Genomic DNA, 18082 nt, shown 5'->3' with positions numbered 1-18082 from the left:
TATATTAGTATCTGGTACTAATTTTACCTTATTTTTTTCTCCTTGGCAATACAAACGTCTAACCTTTCCTCTCACTTTTTTCATAGATTAATGATATACCAATAGTAGAAAGGAACATGTGATATGGCGCAAAAGGATATTTTCTCAGCAATGATGTTTGGTCAGCCGCTTGAAAAGGAGAAAAGCAAGACAGAAAAAAAGGAGGAGCGTGCAGAGACTTCTTCAAGTGATGACTCCATTGACTACATGCATGTCATGAATCAAATTGGAAACATTATGAACTCCATCGATGAGCTGAAGCCTGTGTTTAAAGATGTCGGCCCTATGATCAGTGCCTTTAAGAAAAAATTATCATAAAAAAAAGCCACTATTCTGTGGCTTTTTCTGATGCTGCATCTGCTTTTCCAAGCTCATATGCCTCTTGCATGACAGATGTAAACAAAGAGAGAAGCGGCTGAAGTGCTTGTGGATCAAGCTGAATTCCTGCTTTATCTAATTCTTCTTTTGCTTGTGGAAAATACTTCATCGCAATTTGTAAAAACTCCATCGATTTTTCGTGCTGCATGTTCAACGTCCTCACTTTTCATTTGGCAATTTGCCTGTTTTTTTGTAATTCGCAATATCCTTCTCAATGTCTTTCACAAAAGCGCGGTCTATGGTTGAGCTAAATTTCCCCATTTCGATCACTCCTTCTTTAAAGTCAAAGGAGTACTCACCTTGTTCGTTTAGCTTGCCTTCATTAAACTTCTTCGCAATGATACTGTACGCTTTATCGACATGCTGGACTGTGCTAGTTAACACCGTATGGCTTCCAAGGTTGGATTGATCAGTGACATATCCGATCGCAGATAAATTGTCGTTTTTGATTTGTTCAATGACAGGGATATTATAACCATCACCTGCTGGATACACAACATCTACACCTTGTTTTTTCAATTTTTGATAGAGGTTCACCGCTTTGTCAGCATCATCCCAGTTTTCGACAAATTCCGCTAGGACTTGCACATGTTCGTCCTGATATTTTGCACCTTTGATAAAACCGTCTACTTCACTTTGCCAATCATATGTAGCCAGAATACCAATCTTTTTTGTTTTGGACATATGTGCTGCTGTCATGCCTCCGAAAAAGCCCATTGCTTCTCCTTTAAACGTGACGTTTGTGACATTATCAGCTTGAGGCTTGCCTCCATTGACCGTGATAAATTGTGTTTTCGGATAATCTTCACTGATCAAGTTGAAAATTTCGCTGTATTCATTGCCATGGCCAATAATCAAATTGACTCCTTTTTTATGAAATTCTTCAATGGCATCAACGATTTTCTCCTTGTCGACCATCCCTTCCTTATAATAAACATCTACACCAAATGTTGATTGGATATTTAATAAGCCTTTATAACCTTTCGTTCCCCAAACTTGATCATTAATCGTATCGGGGACGAGTAAACCCACCTTCTCAATATGTCCTTTTAACGGCGCCTGCGAGCAGGCAGATAGCATAAGAAGAAGGAACGAAAAGATCATGACAAGCCGCTGGTACTTCATGCCATGTTCAACTCCCTTTGCAACACGCAGGCATGAACCTGTATGTTAAATATAGGTTTATTTTATACTGAAAAAAGATAAGATGGAAGATCATTCTTGCTTTTTGTCGAAAAATGTTGAGTTTTGTCTTTTCCATTCTGCTATGATTTCTTCTGCTTGTTTGTCATCTGTTTGTCTTTCTACCTTTAATTGATGGATCATTTCCTGCCTTTGATCGGTGCGTGCCCACTTTAAAAGCTCCTTTGCGACATCTTCTACAAAAAATGTGTGATCATCCTTTATTCGTCTCTCTTCATGGAGTGTCCACGGACCAAACATGCGTGGAAGGATAACAACCGGAACGCTTTGTTCATGCGAATGGCTTTCGGGTTCTTCGTAAAACAAGTGGTATATGCCATGCTTCGCTTCGAAGTCTGTCTCTCTGTTCATTGAATCATCTGATTGAAAAAAGATCAGGTCATATGCCTCTTTCCTATCTTGATCATCAATAACGCGGACAAGATCATTGCGGCCGAGCCACATCATCCGCTCTTCTAATAACATTTTTTGCTCCTCTGACTGCTCCTTAGGATATGTGATATCCACTTGTATGCCCTCTTTCATCATATATTCACAAAGTGTCAGGCCAAAAAATTCATCTGCACCTATGATCAGTCCTGTTTCCATGTTCATGTCCCCTTTTTTAGCATATCGAATAAAAAGAAGAGCCCTTTCCATGAAGGGCTGTTATCATCCTATTCATTACAATTCTCTTTCATGCGATTTATAAAACTTGTGAATGGACTGAAAGATTCTTCTTGGATGATCAAACATATGCAAGGTAAGGTCCATCTGACAATGGTCTGGATTCATCATATGCTGATCAATAAAAGGCTTTGCGTGTAGTTCATAGGCATACGGTGCGCCGTTTAGTCTCTGCCATATATGAATCGGTACATGAGCTGAATGAACGGGGCAAGAAGGAAGTGGATACGTTTCAGCTTCCTTTGCAGAGCACCCATAGCTCTGTGCGAGTTCTTTCATGAACTGTTTGTAGAAGAATTTGTGTTCCTTTTCTCTTTCTCTTTGTGCTTGCAGGTGTAAACATGGATTCATCATGGCTATAGACCTTAGCACTTCTGGCATTTCTTCGGCAAGACTCATGGCGACAAGTGCGCCCATTCCCTCTGCCAGCACATGAATTTCCCGGTTTAATATTTCTTGTTTTAATGTGTGATGAACAAGCTGTTTCGCACTAAAAACAGCATCTTCACATCCCCAGTGATTCCCATGAAGATGACTATTAAACAATGTATATCCTTCATCCTTTAAAGCAGTTAAAAGCTGGTTTCTTCCGTAATGCTGAAGCCAGAATGATGTATTTTCCTGCACAAAGTGATTTCGGTCACCGAGGATTAGAATGCCAAAGCCATTTGGTTTTTGAGGAAGGTGAATGACGTTCCACTGGGAACCAAGCTGGAAAAAACGTTCGCTTACACCCATATGGCCAGCCTCCTTTCAGTGATTCTGCTTTCTATGATATGAACAACAACTCTTGTAGGAATAAGGAAATCCCCTAAAGACAGAAGAATTCTTTTTATTTTTATAGTAGAAGGTCTCAAAATGGTCACATAAAGGCGGAAAACAGTCTTTTCTCTGAACTCGTATCTATGGTATGATAGTCAATAGATTGTTACATAAAGGACGGTGGAATAATGCATTACATTATCACCCTCATTTGGACTTTTCTGCTGACACATATGGCTGGTTACATCGTTGCATCTATGAATGGAGCTGCTTATGATTTTACGTTAACTTCCATTCTTGCCATAGTGTTTACGGTTATTTTATTCATCTTTGCTGAAGTAAGTCCAATGAAAGAAACAGAAAGTTCAACAGAACATTCTTAATATTGCTGAAAAAGAGCTAATGATTTGAGGTTAGCTCTTTTTCTTTTTTTCAGAATGATGACCAGAAGTTGAGAGCGCACGCTAAAACCCCCTGCCGTCAATTACAGGGGGTTTTTGAGTTACACCTCAACCGTTTCGGACTTCTGTTTGTCTGCTGACAAATGGCTTTTCGCAAGCCCTGTGAACAGGAAGATCGCGATGCCCGATAAAATTTCAAGCACACCACCCCCCGCAATGACAGGTCCTGCTCCAAAGCGTTCTGCCAGGACGCCCGATATGACGGCTGCAAGCGGGAGAAAGACATTTGATGACGCATTGATCACGGCATATACTTGCGGCTGATCTTCTTGGTCAACAGACGTTTGAATAATGACCATCTCTGGGACATTGATTGCACTGACGGCTGCACCAAAAATAAAGGAAGCTAGAAGAACGACTGGAAGCCATGTACTCATTCCAGTGATAAAGAATGCAGCTCCTTCAATCATGCCTGCGACAATAAAGAACAAGCCAAACCTTTTGATTTTCACCTTCGCCAGTGCAAAGCCCATCATAAACGCACCGACTGCGGCGACACCTCTTAAAATGGAATACACCATTGAATCACTTTGCAGCGCTTCTGCTACATATACAGCGGATAATGCCTGCCACGGAGCTGCGGCGACATTCATTAAAATACAATAAAGGGTCAGTGCAAATAAAATATGATGATTTTTAACGACTAGAAAGCCTCTTTTTAAGTTATACAGATATGTATTCTTTGCTTGTTTAATGCCTGCTGCTTTTTCTTCGTCAGACTTCTTCAGTTTAACGCCAATAATAAACATGCCCGATATGATGAATAAAGCAGTGGTGATCAGGAGCGTATCTGCAGGTCCAATTAATTTAACCAAAAGACCAGCGACCATCACCGCAGCAAGTGCGACAATTTCAAAAGATGATTGCAGGATCGCATTTGCTTTTTGAATGAGATGCTTTGGAACAATCTGCGGCAGGATGGCCACAGAAGCCGGGTTATATGCTGCACCTGTTGCCGATTGAATAACCATTAATGAGATCAATAACCATAGAGGCAATATGTGCGAAAAATGCAGTAGTGGAATAATGAGTACAATGGTTGCTCGAATGACATCTGAAGAAAACATCCATTTAGATAAATGATGTCTTTTCATAAGAGGTCCTAGTATTGGGGCCAACAATGATGAAGGAAGAACTGTCACTGCTAGAAGAAGTCCGGTACCGAGCGCTCCATCCCCTCTTAAAATCAATAACCAAAGAACGGATGTAAAAGCAAAACTTTCTCCTGTATTTTTTATGAGTCTTGATATGAACAATGAGGTGAAGCGTTTATTCCAAACACTTTCACTGAGATTCATCTTTTCCATCACACAAATCCTTTCAACCTTATACTATTTTTACATATTTTACCTTAATCTTTCTTTTTTTCATACTATTTATTTGAAAATTGGAACTTAATTGTTTTTTATTATAAAGAAAAAAGAGGCATGACACATGCCTCTAAAGACTTATTCATATGGACTCTTAGTCAATTGCTTACGGCTTTCTTTGATAAGTCCAAACGCGGTTATGGTTCGAGTTATCCGGAAAGACGTCTCCTGCTTTAAGCTTTATCTTTAAAGGATCTTTCACCATACTACCGGTCTCACCGATTTCGATATAAACACCATTATTAGGTGCCTTATTACCAGATTTAAACTGATGCTGTTGACCCATTTTCATCCTCCTTTCTCGATTGATGTTATTATGTCCCGTCCATTGCCTCTCCAATCCAATATGTAAAAAGTCCCTGATCAGTCGAGACAGGGACACTTGTGATTTATTTAGGTTGTTGATACATGAGCTCTTTGATTAACGCTTTTTGCACATGCAGGCGATTTTCTGCTTGCTGGAATACTTTAGAGTGTGGTCCATCAATGATATCAGCCGTCACTTCTTCTCCGCGATGTGCCGGCAGACAATGAAGGAAGATATAATCTGCTGCTGCATGTTGCATGAGTTCCTCATTGACTTGATATTCTTTAAATTCAGCTAGACGTTTCTCTGTTTCAGCTTCCTGCCCCATGCTTGTAAATACGTCTGAATAAATGACATCTGCATCCTGAACAGCAGCTACTGCATCTGTTGTGACGATGACTTCTGCGCCTGATTGTTTTGCAAACGCCCGGGCAGTGTCTGTCACCTCTTGAAGAGGTTCATAGCCTTTTGGTGATGCAACGGCAATGTCACAGCCTAACTGCGCGCAGCCGACCATTAAGGAATGAGCCACATTATTCCCATCACCGATGTACGCCACTTTCACACCTTTTAGTGTGCCTTTTGCTTCTTTAATCGTCAGTAAATCAGCCAGTGCCTGACATGGATGAGAGTAGTCCGTTAGTCCGTTGATCACTGGAATAGTGGCGTATTTTGCAAGTTCTTCTACCTTCTCATGTTCAAAGGTTCGAATCATAATGCCATCTACATACCCAGACAGCACCTGCGCTGTATCACCAATCGTTTCTCCTCTGCCAATTTGCAGATCATTTGAGCTGAGGAAGAGCGCATGTCCGCCTAGCTGCGTCATGCCCGCTTCAAACGAGACACGGGTTCTAGTTGAAGATTTTTCAAAGATCATCGCTAATGTTTTTCCTTTGAATAAATCTTGATATGGATGTTGTTTCATTTCTTCTGCTTTTTCAATTAAGTACGCAATGTCATTGATCGAAAAGTCTTTTAACGATAAAAAGTCTTTTCCGTATAATGCCGGTTGCACGTCGACTTGGCTCATGCCGTCACTTCCTTTTTATATAATTCGTGGAGAGATACTGGTGATACATCTCCATCTTTTCCTTGCAGGAACGCTTGCGCTGTTTCATATTCGGTTAGAACTTGAACACCATGTGTAAGTGCTTTTACACGCTGTTCTTTTGCCTCTTCATCATCACCTAAATGAATGTGAAGCGATTTATCGTCTTGTTGCAGCCACGATTCAAAGCTGCCAGTCCAGACGTCAAAGCCTGCTCGTTTTGCTTCATCTACGAATAATTCACTGCCTTGTATAAAGAGGCTTCCTTTCTGTTTCCAGATCGGTGCAAACACTTTTTTCAACGCGCTTTCGACGTTCTTTCCAACACACATTCCTTCACCCGTCGCTTTCATTTCAGGTGTCAGCTTTAAATCGATATCTTGAATGGCATGTGAGGAGAAGACTGGGAATTTAACAGCTGTGCCCCCCTTATTCTTCGTTTCCGGTTTCAATTCTTCAAGCGTTGCACCAGCTAACAGCTGAGTCGCCATTGGGATCATGTCAACACCCATGACTTTACTTACAACTGGAACAGTCCGGCTTGCCCGAGGATTCACCTCTAATACGAGCGCCTGGTTCCCTTTTATCACAAATTGAATATTCATAATGCCTTTAAAAGCTAATTTCTTTGCGATTTGTTCAGAAGCGTTATACACCTGCTCTTTGATGTCTTCACTAATAGAGACACTTGGTAAGATGGCAAAGCTGTCACCTGAGTGTACGCCCGCTTTTTCAATATGCTCAACAATGGTTGGAATGAATGTCGTTTGTCCGTCTGAAATGAGATCCACTTCCACTTCTTTTCCAGTGACATACTCATCAATTAAGATCGGATAAGGTAAATGATCTGGCTGATCAAGTAGTTCTGCCAATTGAGCTTCTGTATGAACAACGATCATTCCCATTCCACCAATGACATATGATGGACGAATAAGAACAGGGTACCCGATGCTTGTAGCATGCCCCAGTGCTTCTTCTTTTGAATGAGCTGTATCTCCTTTTGCATGAGGAAGATTCAGTTCATCAAGAAGCTGATAGAATAAATCGCGATCTTCTAATGCATCTAGTGTGTCAAAGGACGTGCCTAACAAGGTAACGCCGGCTTTTTCTAAACCTTCCGCCACATTGATTGCTGTCTGCCCGCCAAATTGAACGATGACAAAATCAATTTGCTCCGCTTCAACTACGTTTAAAATATGTTCTAACGTGATCGGCTCAAAGTATAAACGATCTGCAATCTCATAATCGGTACTAACCGTTTCTGGATTATTGTTCATCATGATGGTTTCAAATCCAAGCTTTTGTAAAGTAAGAACGCCGTGAACGGCACTATAATCAAACTCGACTCCCTGCCCAATTCGAATCGGACCGGAGCCAATGATGAGTGCACGCTGCTTTGTTTTCTCTTGATGCTCTCCATCACTTTTGCCAAAGTACGTAGAATAGAAGTAATTCGTTTTTGCATCGAATTCAGCCGCACATGTATCGACAATTTTAAATGAAGCGGAAATGCCATACTCTTGGCGAAGCTGTCTGATATCTTGTTCACTGCGATCCGTCAGAGAAGCGATTGTTTCATCAAGGAAACCTTTTTCTTTTACCTTTCTTAAGGTGTCTTTGGATAGCGTCCCCTGATGGTTCTTCAATTCTTGTTCGAGTGTGATCATATTCTTGAAAACATGTAAGAAAAACAGATCAATCTTCGTCGTTTCATGAATCGTTTCAACGGTTTCTTGTCTGAAAAGAAGCTCCATGACTGCGAAGAAACGGCGATCGTCCGGTGTTTTGATTAATTCAAATAACTGTTCAGTCGTATGTTCTTTCAGTTCAGGCAAGTGGAAGCCCTTTGTTTTGATTTCAAGTGATGCGACGGCTTTTTGAATGGCAGATTCTAAATTACGGTCAATCGCCATGACTTCACCAGTCGCCTTCATTTTTGTGCCTAATTTCCGGTCTGCCTGTTTAAATTTATCGAACGGCCAGCGCGGGAATTTCACCACGACATAATCGAGTGCCGGCTCAAAGCTAGCATACGTTGTTCCTGTAAGCGGATTTTTCAATTCATCTAGTGTATAACCGACCGCAAGTTTTGCCGCCATTTTGGCAATCGGATAGCCTGTTGCTTTCGATGCAAGAGCAGAAGACCGGCTGACCCGAGGGTTGACCTCAATGACAAAGTATTCTTTGCTAAGTGGATCAAGAGCGAACTGGATATTACAGCCGCCAACGACATCAAGCGCTGAAATAATTTTTAAGCTTGCTGAGCGGAGCATTTGATAATCCTGATCCGTTAATGTCTGTGACGGTGCAACGACAATCGAGTCACCTGTATGCACACCAACTGGATCGATATTTTCCATGTTACATACAGTGATACACGTATTTTGACGATCTCTCATGACCTCATACTCGACTTCTTTAAAGCCAGCAATGCTTTTTTCAACTAAGCACTGATGAATCGGACTCGCTAGAAGAGCACCTTCAATCAGCGGTTTAAAAGCCTCTTCAGTTAAAGCGATGCCTCCCCCTTTACCACCAAGTGTGTAGGCTGGTCGAAGAATGACGGGAAAGCCCACTTCTTTTGCAAATTGAAGGGCGTCTTTCGCATTATCCACAATTTCACTTTCTGGTACAGGTTCATTCAAATGCTTCATGAGAGCACGGAATTTCTCACGATCTTCACCGTTTTCAATTGTTTCAACTGACGTTCCGAGCAGTTTTACCCCATGCTTTTTCAGCACACCGGCTTTTTCCAGCTCGACAGCAAGGTTTAAAGCCGTCTGTCCGCCAAGATTGGCTAAAAGACCATCTGGTTTCTCTTTTTCAATGATTCTTGTCACTGAATCAACTGAAAGCGGTTCAAAATAAATTTCATCAGCAAATGACTCGTCTGTCATAATGGTTGCTGGGTTGTTATTCACTAAAATGACGTTGTAGCCTTCTTCTTTTAAGGCCATACAACCTTGTGTTCCTGAGTAATCAAATTCTGCTGCCTGACCAATGATGATTGGACCAGACCCGATGACTAGAATGGTTTGTATGCTTTGATCTTTAGGCATGTGCGACTTCTCTCCTTGCTTGTTTCACTTTCTCAATAAAATCATCGAATACCCATTCACTTTCTGCAGGGCCTGGGTGTGCTTCTGGATGAAATTGAACGGACATAATCAGCTTCTCTTTATGAATGAATCCTTCAACAGATCCGTCATTCACGTGGAGGAATTTGACGTCCACTTCTTTGTCATTCATGCTTTTTTCATTGACCACATAGCTATGATTTTGGCTTGTCATAAAGACACGTTTTGATTCTGTATCTTGTACAGGATGATTCGCCCCGCGGTGGCCAAAAGGAAGCTTATACGTATCCCCGCCAAGCGCAAGAGCAATTAATTGATGACCTAAGCAAATGCCTAGTGTCGGGAAGGTCATCATGATGTCATGAATGGTTTTTAAATATGGCTTCATTGTTTTTGGATCTCCAGGTCCATTTGACAAAAGGATCGCATCTGGCTTGATATCAAATACCTTTTCCATTTGTTTGTACGGAATCACTGTGACTTTACAGCCGCGCGCTTCGAGTGAGTCCGCAATTGATTTTTTAAAGCCAAAATCAATGAGCGCTACATGATCCTCGCCGCTGCCTTGTGTGTATACTTCATCTTCTGTGACCTGCTCAACCACATTGTCTTGCTTCATTGCAGGTGGCGTTTCATTTTCGTCTAAACTAAGCACTGCATTCATCGTTCCATTTGCTCGAATGTTCTGCACGACTGCGCGAGTATCTGTATGTGTAAGAAGCGGAATATTCCACTTCTGTAAATAATCTTTTAAGCTTACGGCTGCAAGGTGATGAGAAAAATGGTCAGCCGCCTCATAGACAACGACCGCTTTTACTTGTGGTTTTTTGCTCTCAAAATCTTCATGATTGATGCCGTAATTTCCGATGAGCGGATATGTGAAGACAATGATTTGTCCTTTATAAGAAGGATCTGTGAGCACCTCTTGATAACCTGTCATCCCTGTAAAAAAGACCACTTCACCTGTCATGCCAGCTTCTCCTGTCAGATCTCCTTCAAAAGAGGCTCCATCTTCTAAATTTAAATAACCTTTCATGCTTGTGTCACCCCATATTGAATAATTAATAATATAAATGCATGTTTATGCGTTCTGGTGTAAAAAAATTTAGACCTTTACTGTTTCATTTGCTAACACTTGAATGACCGCTTCTATTGCTTGATCCAATTCAACTTTTTTGACATTCAGTGGAGGTAATAAACGAATGACATTCGGACCAGCTGGAAGCACCAGCAAACCTTGCTCTCGAAGGGCTGTGATGTAATCACCTACTGGCTGATGACACTCAATTCCTGCCATTAATCCTTTGCCCCGTACTTCTTTCACGATGTTCAGCTGTTTGACTTCTTGCAGTCTCTTTAAAAGGTACGCACCCTTTTCTTTCACTTCTGAAAGAAAGTCTTCTTTGAATATTACATCAAGAGTTGCGTTCACAGCTGACATAGCGAGCATATTGCCACCAAATGTTGTGCCATGAGAGCCTGGAGAAAATGCATCCCCTAAAGCTTTTTTCCCTATCACTGCACCGACTGGAAATCCATTTCCTAAACCTTTTGCGGCTGAAATAATATCAGGATCAAGTCCCGATTGCTCATAGGCAAATGCTGTCCCTGTTCGCCCAATACCCGTTTGGATTTCATCTACAATCAGCAGCGCTTGATGTTTTTTGCAAAACGTTTGAACGGCTTCTAGAAATTCAGCTGTAGCTGGATTCACTCCACCTTCACCTTGCACCACTTCCAGCATGACAGCTGCGACATCATCGATTTCACACGCTGTAATCGCTTCAGGGTCATTAAACGGTACATAATGAAAGCCTTCCAGCATCGGTCCAAAACCAGTTTTGATTTTATCTTGACCTGTGGCAGCCATACCAGCATACGTGCGCCCATGGAAAGAGTGCAAAAACGTCACAATATTTGTTTTACCTGTTGCTTTTCGGGCCAATTTGATAGCCCCTTCATTCGCTTCAGCCCCGCTGTTGCAGAAAAATACGAGATCTCCTGAACTGTTGGCTGCCAGCTTTTCCGCTGCTTTTTCTTGCAGTCCATTTTCAAATAGATTTGATACGTGCCAGACCTCGTCAAGCTGCTTCTTGATGGCTTGATTGACCTTTGGATGATTGTGACCTAAATTCGTGACCGCAATGCCTTGTATAAAGTCTAAATATTTTTTCCCAGTTGTATCAACTGCCCAAGAACCTTCTGCCTCTTTAATTTCAACATTCCACCGTCCGTATGTTTGAAAAAGATGACTCACAGGACCGCCTCCTTTTGTTTTACAATTCGAGTTCCTTTAAAGGTATCTCCTGTAAAAATACTGCCTTTTCCATTTACAATCATGACTTCATCCACATCTCCTGATAAAGCACTTAGCGCAGATTGCACTTTTGGAATCATTCCCCCGGAAATAATGCCTTCATCGATGAGCTTGAGAGCTTCTTGTTCGGTGACAACGTCTAACAGCTCACCATTTTTTAAAATTCCTTCCACATCTGTGACAAACATGAGCTTATCAGCTTTCATAGCTCCTGCGACTGCTGATGCTGCAAGATCAGCATTTACATTTAACGTTTGGTATTCTTCGGTCATAGATAGCGGCGCAATGACGGGAATGAATTGTTTCTCCATTAGTGCTTCTGCCATCTCTGGATTGACTTCTTTGATTTCGCCAACGTACCCATATACATCTTGATCGAGAAAATCGGCGACAAGCATCTGTCCATCTTTACCAGATACACCGACAGATGATATATCATGCTTTGCCAGCTCTGAAACAAAGTATTTATTCACCGTTCCTGAAAGGACCATTTCGGCTACCTCTAACACCGGCTTTGTTGTTTTGCGCTGTCCATCTACAAATTCCGTTTTCACTTCTAATTTTTGCAGCATGCTCGTGATTTCAGGACCTCCGCCATGTACGATAGCCAGTTTAAATCCAGCAGCTTGAAGTGAGCGGACATTTTCATAAAAGGTATCGGAAAGTTCTCGAATGACACTGCCTCCACACTTGAACACGATCGTTTTATCCATGTCTATCTCCTTCATTATGTGCGATAGCTCGCGTTAATTTTCACATAATCATAGGTAAGGTCACAGCCCCATGCGGCCGCTTCACCATTTCCTTCATTCATTTGAATGAAAATCGTAATCTCATCCTGCTCTAGATACGCTTTTGCTTCCTCTTCTGAGAAAGACTGGGGTTCATTATGTTTAAACAGACATTGCCCGCCTAAGTAAACTTCCACCTCTTCTGGCGTGACAGAAGCTGCGCTATGACCGATTGCTCCGACAATCCGGCCCCAGTTGGCGTCCGTACCGTATACGGCTGTTTTCACAAGACTTGAACCTACGATTTTTTTTGCAATAATACCAGCTTCTAAGTTGTTTTTTGCACCAACAACTTTCGCTTCGATTAATTTAGTTGCGCCTTCTCCGTCTCTTGCAATCTCTTTTGCTAGATCTTCGCAGGCTAGTTTTAATCCTTCTTTAAACAATGGCCATTCTGGATGTTCTTCATTCAGTGCCTGGTTTTCTGCCATTCCATTTGCCATCACAAGCACCATATCGTTAGTTGATGTTTCTCCATCGACGGTAATTTGATTAAACGTCACATCTGTAATGTCACGAAGAGCATTTTGCAAAGCTTCTTGTTCGACATTTGCATCGGTTGTGACAAACCCGAGCATTGTTGCCATGTTCGGATGAATCATACCAGAGCCCTTTGCTGCACCAGAAATGAGAATCTCTTTCCCGTCTATCGTCAAGGAGTATGTCGTATTTTTAATGACTGTATCTGTTGTTAGAATCGCTTCTTCAAAGTGGCCATTTCCTGCTTTTGCTTCTTTTAGCTGAGCGATGCCTGTTTTGATTTTATCCATATCCAGACACTCTCCAATGACACCAGTAGAAGAAACAGCAATGTAATCAGGCTCTGTCCCTAACATGTCTGCACAGGCTGCCTGCATGTCGTATGCATCTTTTAATCCCTGCTCACCTGTACATGCGTTGGCGATCGCACTATTGACAATGACACCTTTTAGTTTGCCCGTCTTTTTCAAGCTTTTTTGTGTGACTTGAAGAGGCGCAGCTTGAAAGTGACTTTGAGTGTATACCGCTGCACTCGCTGCTGGTACTTCACTGATGATCAAGCCAAGGTCTTTTTTTGAATAGCGTAATCCTATATGAATCCCCTTTGCTTCAAAACCTTTTGGTGATGATACGTCCCCGTCTATTTTGACAATACTTTTTTCATTCAATTCGATCATGTTTGTTGTCTCCCCTGTTCTTATGGATAGAGAGGTGTCATTGTGAGGCCCGCCTCTTCATGTAAGCCTTTGATGATATTGAAGTTTTGAACCGCTTGGCCGGCTGCGCCTTTCATGAGATTATCTATGACAGATACAATCGTCAGTCTGCCTGTTCGCTCATCTAAATGAAAACCAATGTCACAGAAGTTACTGCCGTATACTTCTTTTGTTTGCGGATATATCCCATGATCTCTCACTCTTACAAAATAGGAATCTTCATAAAAGTCCTTCATCCGTTTCATTAATTCTACTTTTGTGACATCTGCTTTCAATTGTGTATACATCGTCGCCATAATCCCTCTTGTCATCGGGACAAGATGTGTTGAAAATGTGATGTTCGCCGTTTGCGGGTTCCATTCTCTAAGTACTTGTTCTATTTCAGGTGTGTGCTGATGTTCATTCACCTTATAAATTTTAAAGTTATCGTTCAGCTCTGAAAAATGTGTGCCAAGTGAGGCTGATCGTCCTGCACCGGACACCCCGGTTTTTGCATCTATTATGATCATAGATTCATCGATTAAATTCTGTTTCATCAGCGGTGCTAAACCTAGAAGAACTGCAGTAGGAAAGCAGCCTGGGTTTGCAATGACTTCCGCTTGCTTAATGGTATCACGATTCAATTCAGATAATCCGTATACAGCTTGTTGAACCGATGCATCATCCGCTGCCCTTCGTTTATACCACGCTTCATAAACGGCCCCATCTTGAATGCGCAAGTCACCTGATAAATCAATAATTGGCACCCCTTGATTCATGAGCTTCGGTGTGAGTTCACTTGAAACGCCTGCTGGTGTCGCTAAAAACACAGCATCTGTTTCTTGCACAATGGCAGCCGGATCAATGGCTTTTAATGTTTGGTCAGTAATCGTTGTCAGATGCGGATAAGATTGACTGTATAATTGCCCATCACCACTTGATGAATACAATATACATTCCTCCACATGTGGATGCTGCTTAAAGATACGAACTAATTCCGCACCACCGTACCCTGTAGCACCTATAATACCTATTTTCAACGTCAATACACCCTCTTGATCTTTGTGAAATTATTTAACATTATAACATGTATAAAAATTAATTCAATTGTATATTTAATATTTGTTTTCATTTTTTTTCATAAAAAAATCCACATATCTTCGTGAGACATGCGGATTTTATCTATTGTTCTTCATATTGAGAACCAAAAGCGCACTGCATAAATATAATAGGGAACTTGCATAAAAAATCAAATGAATGGTGAAAAAATCAGCAAACAGGCCGCCAAGCATGATGGCGATAGATGAAAAAAGCGCTGTCCAAAAATGATAGTGCCCAACTTCTTTCATTCGCTTTTTCTCATTTGTGAGTTCGGTGACGAGCAGTTTCTCTCCGTGCTTCTGAACACCACCTAGCACACCTAAGGCAATCTGAATCATATAAACTTGCTCTACTTCTGTGATATGTGGAAAAAGGAGAAGAAGAAACGCCATACCAAACGAATGAATGATTAAAAAGAGACGCCTGTCGGTCGTTTCAGGAAGTTTTCCTAATAATAAATGAATGAACGCACCGCTCAAACCAAACAGACCATAAGCAAGACCAAATTGAGAATAGCTCGACCCAACATTTTTAATAAAAAGAATATAAAAAGGGAAAATGAGACTACTGGCGAAAAACAGTAGACTTTGTGAATAGACGAACCATTTCATTGCTTTAGCATTCATTGTGTATTGTACCTTTCATAAAAGTAGTTGATAAATCTGCCATCTGGATCTGCTTGCTTTTTCTTTTGAAAGAATAGATCGGTTTTTGGATACGCTTGTTTCATTTGTGCTTTCGTTTGATAAGGCATGTATGGTAAGTAATAGCTTCCATGGTGCCGCAAGGTGATATCTGTCATTTGCCGGATGACCCGCTCTGCTTCTGCCTTCTCTTCTTTCTCAAAACCATAATTCACTAACAAAACAAGTGCAAACATATCTTCTTTCGCATATGAGAGATCCGCTTTTTCATTTTTTTGTACGTAGCGGATCGTGATGTTCATTAAATTCAATTCTTCCTGTTGTAAAAACCCTCTCATGTCATCGATATACGCACGAAAACGATCAACTGGAACAAAGTATTCTTGAAGCACATCGGTATCTGACTCATTTTCATATTCTAAAAAAGCAGAATCAGACCGCATCACGTTATTTCTTGTGATCAGCTGGTCATTTTGACTTTGAAAATACTTCTTTTGCAAGTTCCATAGCAAATCTTTCCCCATATCAAATCTTCTCGAAAGACCGAGCATAAATTTTAAAGGGATGACGAGCTGATCTTTGATCTTCTTTGAGCTCGCGGTATGGATCGATCTGTTGATCAGAAGTAAGTGAATAATTCGTCACATACATCTCTTTCAAAAAATTTGTTTTCGCTGTAGAGATTCTTGCGAGATGCATGCGCACTTCTTTATTGTTCTTTACATGCTTTTGAAAATAATCAGTGTATTCATCGAAGTGTAGAGAGGTTGTCTCCATTTTATATAATTCATCCTTTGTTAAGGAAAGCTCAACATCTAAAATGACACCGAATAAGCCGTATCCTCCAATCACGGCAGTAAATAAATCATCGCTAGGCTTTACTGTGATGATCTCTCCATCTGCTTTTAACAGTGTGAAAGAGCGCACAGTGTCAATAAGTGAGCCGTAGCGAATGTCACGTCCATGTGCATTTGCACTTAACGAGCCACCAATCGTAAAGATGTTTTGAGATTGCATCACCTTTACTGCAAGACCATATGGGTTCACATATGTTTGAATATCATCCCATGTGGCGCCGCTCTGGACCCGAATGGTCTTCTTTTTTTCATTAAATGATACGATTCGGCGAAATTTCGTCATGTCTAGTACAATGCCATTTTCATAATACGTGTGGCCGCCCATACTATGCTGCTTTCCGGCGATTGAAATGGGCAGATTCTTCTCTTTTGCTTCTTCTAATACTTCTTTTAAAGATTCTATTTCTTTTCCTTGCACGACTTTTTTTATTTTGACCGGCATGAGGTGACTCACATCTGTAAACGCCTCAAGTCCTTGTCTTTTGTGTGCTTGACCTTCACGTATAGAGACTGATGCAAAAAAGGCAGCACCATATCCCATCAAAAGGACGATCCATATCCACTTTCGTTTCATTATAGGTACTCCGTTCTATAAAATTACATCCATTATATCAAGCCATACTCCTCCTCTACCTTAATTTTTCATAAAAAAACCTGGTACGAGTTCTACTCATACCAGGTCGTATTTACTTATTGAATACCAAGCGCAATTTTAGCGTATCTTGACATTTTGTCACGTGTCCAAGGTGGATTCCATACGATGTGAACTTCTGTTTCTTTCACTTCAGGCAAGTCGCTTAATGCTTTTTTGACTTCATCGACGATAACTGGTGCAAGGGGACAGCCCATTGATGTTAAAGTCATTGTGATATCCGCTTTTCCATTCTCATCAAGATCGACATCATAGACAAGTCCAAGGTTGACGATGTCTACGTTTAACTCAGGGTCAATCACCTGTTCTAGGGCGCCTAAAATATTTTCTTTCAATGCTTCATCCATGATATCCACTCCTTTTTCAACTAGTATAACGTACTTTTCCTTTTGGCTAAACGTTTGTGCTTTTCAGGTGTGTCACAAACCAGTCAATGGTTTCAAACATCGCTTGTCTTGAGACCTTATGGCCAGCCTGTCCATCTGTAATAAAACGAATCAGGTGCGGATCTTCTTTATATTGGGTTTCTGCTAACTCGTCATAAAGAGCTTTTGCATGTCTGTAAGGGACAACTGGATCGTTTTCTGCATGCCAGAATAACAGCGGTCTTTTGTTTAATCGATCTGTTTGTAGCGTTAAATCATAAGGACGCAGCGCGTCTAATTGCTGATGAACCTCTTCATCTGTAATCTCTTTCATCAACCCTTTGTGCCGCATGTCCATAATTTGTGCTTGTAGGAATGTCGTATATTTCGGACTGCCCATCAAGCTGACTGCCGCTTTAATCCAATCATGTTTTGCGAGTGCACCAAAGGTCGTGATGCCTCCCATGGAAGTACCTGCAACACCTATTAGATCGGCTTCAATCAATTGTTTTTCTTGAAAATATGTTTTTAAGATATCGATTTCACGTATTTCGTTCAGGACGATTTCCCAAAACTTTGATGCCAGCTCCTCTAAGCTGAGGTTTTCTGATCTTACACCATGATAAGCACAGTCAGGCAAAATGACTCTCATGCCTTTTTCCGCCAAATGAAAGGCGAAGTGTAAGTTGTGCTCGCGTGCACTTGTAAATCCATGTATAAAAAATACAAGTGGCATCGGTTTATCTTTATTTTCAGCTTTTACGATATGTAAAAATGGAATATCGTGTGTCATTTGCTCATCAATGGTGATCACAGCCTATGAATCCTCCTTTATCATTCCCGTCTTTGTTTATTTTAACATGTAG

At 41.1% G+C, this 18082-nt stretch carries 18 protein-coding genes and 1 pseudogene; 2 read left to right on the top strand and 17 right to left on the bottom strand.

Annotation, left to right across the window (positions count from 1 at the left end):
• Positions 1-123: 123 nt before the first annotated feature.
• The gene (locus KVT11_RS01245; RefSeq protein WP_008348506.1) at positions 124-357 is read left to right on the top strand and encodes a hypothetical protein; all 234 of its coding nucleotides are present in this window, start codon (positions 124-126) and stop codon (positions 355-357) included.
• A 10-nt stretch (positions 358-367) separates the two neighbouring features.
• Here KVT11_RS01245 and KVT11_RS01240 read toward each other — a convergent pair whose 3' ends face one another.
• The 4 genes from KVT11_RS01240 to KVT11_RS01225 all read right to left on the bottom strand — a co-directional run bounded on the left by KVT11_RS01240 (position 368) and on the right by KVT11_RS01225 (position 3024).
• A complete protein-coding gene (locus KVT11_RS01240) occupies positions 368-565 on the bottom strand; it encodes a ComZ family protein (protein WP_008348507.1) in 198 nt (65 codons plus the stop codon).
• An 11-nt stretch (positions 566-576) separates the two neighbouring features.
• Positions 577-1542, bottom strand: a complete 966-nt coding sequence (locus KVT11_RS01235; RefSeq protein ID WP_008348509.1) for a BMP family ABC transporter substrate-binding protein — start codon at positions 1540-1542, stop codon at positions 577-579.
• Between the two features lie 90 nt (positions 1543-1632).
• Positions 1633-2208, bottom strand: a complete 576-nt coding sequence (locus tag KVT11_RS01230; RefSeq protein WP_116306710.1) for a nad binding enzyme — start codon at positions 2206-2208, stop codon at positions 1633-1635.
• A 75-nt stretch (positions 2209-2283) separates the two neighbouring features.
• On the bottom strand, positions 2284-3024 hold the full coding sequence (locus tag KVT11_RS01225; RefSeq protein WP_007499048.1) for a hypothetical protein: 741 nt from the start codon (positions 3022-3024) through the stop codon (positions 2284-2286).
• Positions 3025-3236: 212 nt separating this feature from the next.
• Between KVT11_RS01225 and KVT11_RS01220 the strand changes: the two genes are divergently transcribed.
• Positions 3237-3431: a YjzD family protein gene (locus KVT11_RS01220; protein WP_008348514.1), complete on the top strand. Its 195-nt coding sequence runs from the start codon at positions 3237-3239 to the stop codon at positions 3429-3431.
• Between the two features lie 119 nt (positions 3432-3550).
• On the opposite strand, the gene KVT11_RS01215 is transcribed toward KVT11_RS01220, so the two are convergent.
• From KVT11_RS01215 to KVT11_RS01155, 13 genes and pseudogenes are all read right to left on the bottom strand, one after another.
• Positions 3551-4816: an MFS transporter gene (locus KVT11_RS01215; RefSeq protein WP_060832237.1), complete on the bottom strand. Its 1266-nt coding sequence runs from the start codon at positions 4814-4816 to the stop codon at positions 3551-3553.
• Between the two features lie 169 nt (positions 4817-4985).
• On the bottom strand, positions 4986-5165 hold the full coding sequence (locus KVT11_RS01210) for a YjzC family protein (protein ID WP_008348517.1): 180 nt from the start codon (positions 5163-5165) through the stop codon (positions 4986-4988).
• 103 nt (positions 5166-5268) lie between these two features.
• The gene (gene argF, locus KVT11_RS01205) at positions 5269-6219 is read right to left on the bottom strand and encodes an ornithine carbamoyltransferase (protein WP_217608973.1); all 951 of its coding nucleotides are present in this window, start codon (positions 6217-6219) and stop codon (positions 5269-5271) included.
• Positions 6216-9296 (bottom strand): carbamoyl-phosphate synthase (glutamine-hydrolyzing) large subunit, encoded by a 3081-nt coding sequence (locus KVT11_RS01200; RefSeq protein WP_217608972.1) that lies wholly within the window; start codon positions 9294-9296, stop codon positions 6216-6218. Before KVT11_RS01200 ends, argF begins: the two co-directional genes overlap by 4 nt.
• The gene (locus KVT11_RS01195) at positions 9289-10350 is read right to left on the bottom strand and encodes a carbamoyl phosphate synthase small subunit (RefSeq protein ID WP_017367005.1); all 1062 of its coding nucleotides are present in this window, start codon (positions 10348-10350) and stop codon (positions 9289-9291) included. The genes KVT11_RS01200 and KVT11_RS01195 overlap by 8 nt, the downstream gene beginning before the upstream one ends.
• 69 nt (positions 10351-10419) lie before the next feature.
• Entirely contained in the window at positions 10420-11571 is a 1152-nt protein-coding gene (locus KVT11_RS01190) for an acetylornithine transaminase (RefSeq protein ID WP_017367004.1), read from the bottom strand.
• The gene (gene argB, locus KVT11_RS01185; protein WP_099496434.1) at positions 11568-12344 is read right to left on the bottom strand and encodes an acetylglutamate kinase; all 777 of its coding nucleotides are present in this window, start codon (positions 12342-12344) and stop codon (positions 11568-11570) included. Before argB ends, KVT11_RS01190 begins: the two co-directional genes overlap by 4 nt.
• Before the next feature lie 14 nt (positions 12345-12358).
• Complete coding sequence (argJ, locus tag KVT11_RS01180; RefSeq protein WP_007499060.1) at positions 12359-13579, bottom strand: bifunctional ornithine acetyltransferase/N-acetylglutamate synthase; 1221 nt, start codon at positions 13577-13579, stop codon at positions 12359-12361.
• A 20-nt stretch (positions 13580-13599) separates the two neighbouring features.
• Positions 13600-14637 (bottom strand): N-acetyl-gamma-glutamyl-phosphate reductase, encoded by a 1038-nt coding sequence (gene argC / locus KVT11_RS01175; RefSeq protein ID WP_048001745.1) that lies wholly within the window; start codon positions 14635-14637, stop codon positions 13600-13602.
• 138 nt (positions 14638-14775) lie between these two features.
• Entirely contained in the window at positions 14776-15324 is a 549-nt protein-coding gene (locus KVT11_RS01170; protein ID WP_048001695.1) for an MFS transporter, read from the bottom strand.
• A pseudogene (locus tag KVT11_RS01165) lies at positions 15321-16773 on the bottom strand (FAD-binding oxidoreductase). The gene KVT11_RS01170 and the pseudogene KVT11_RS01165 overlap by 4 nt, the downstream one beginning before the upstream one ends.
• Before the next feature lie 116 nt (positions 16774-16889).
• A complete protein-coding gene (locus KVT11_RS01160; protein WP_003211530.1) occupies positions 16890-17198 on the bottom strand; it encodes a metal-sulfur cluster assembly factor in 309 nt (102 codons plus the stop codon).
• Positions 17199-17244: 46 nt separating this feature from the next.
• Positions 17245-18030: an alpha/beta fold hydrolase gene (locus KVT11_RS01155; protein ID WP_041507472.1), complete on the bottom strand. Its 786-nt coding sequence runs from the start codon at positions 18028-18030 to the stop codon at positions 17245-17247.
• Between the last annotated feature and the right edge of the window lie 52 nt (positions 18031-18082).

The sequence above is a fragment of the Bacillus sp. GbtcB10 genome (assembly GCF_019091365.1).
In the GTDB taxonomy this organism is placed as follows: Bacteria; Bacillota; Bacilli; order Bacillales; family Bacillaceae; genus Bacillus; species Bacillus altitudinis.
This window is presented reverse-complemented; position numbering and strand designations above follow the sequence as displayed.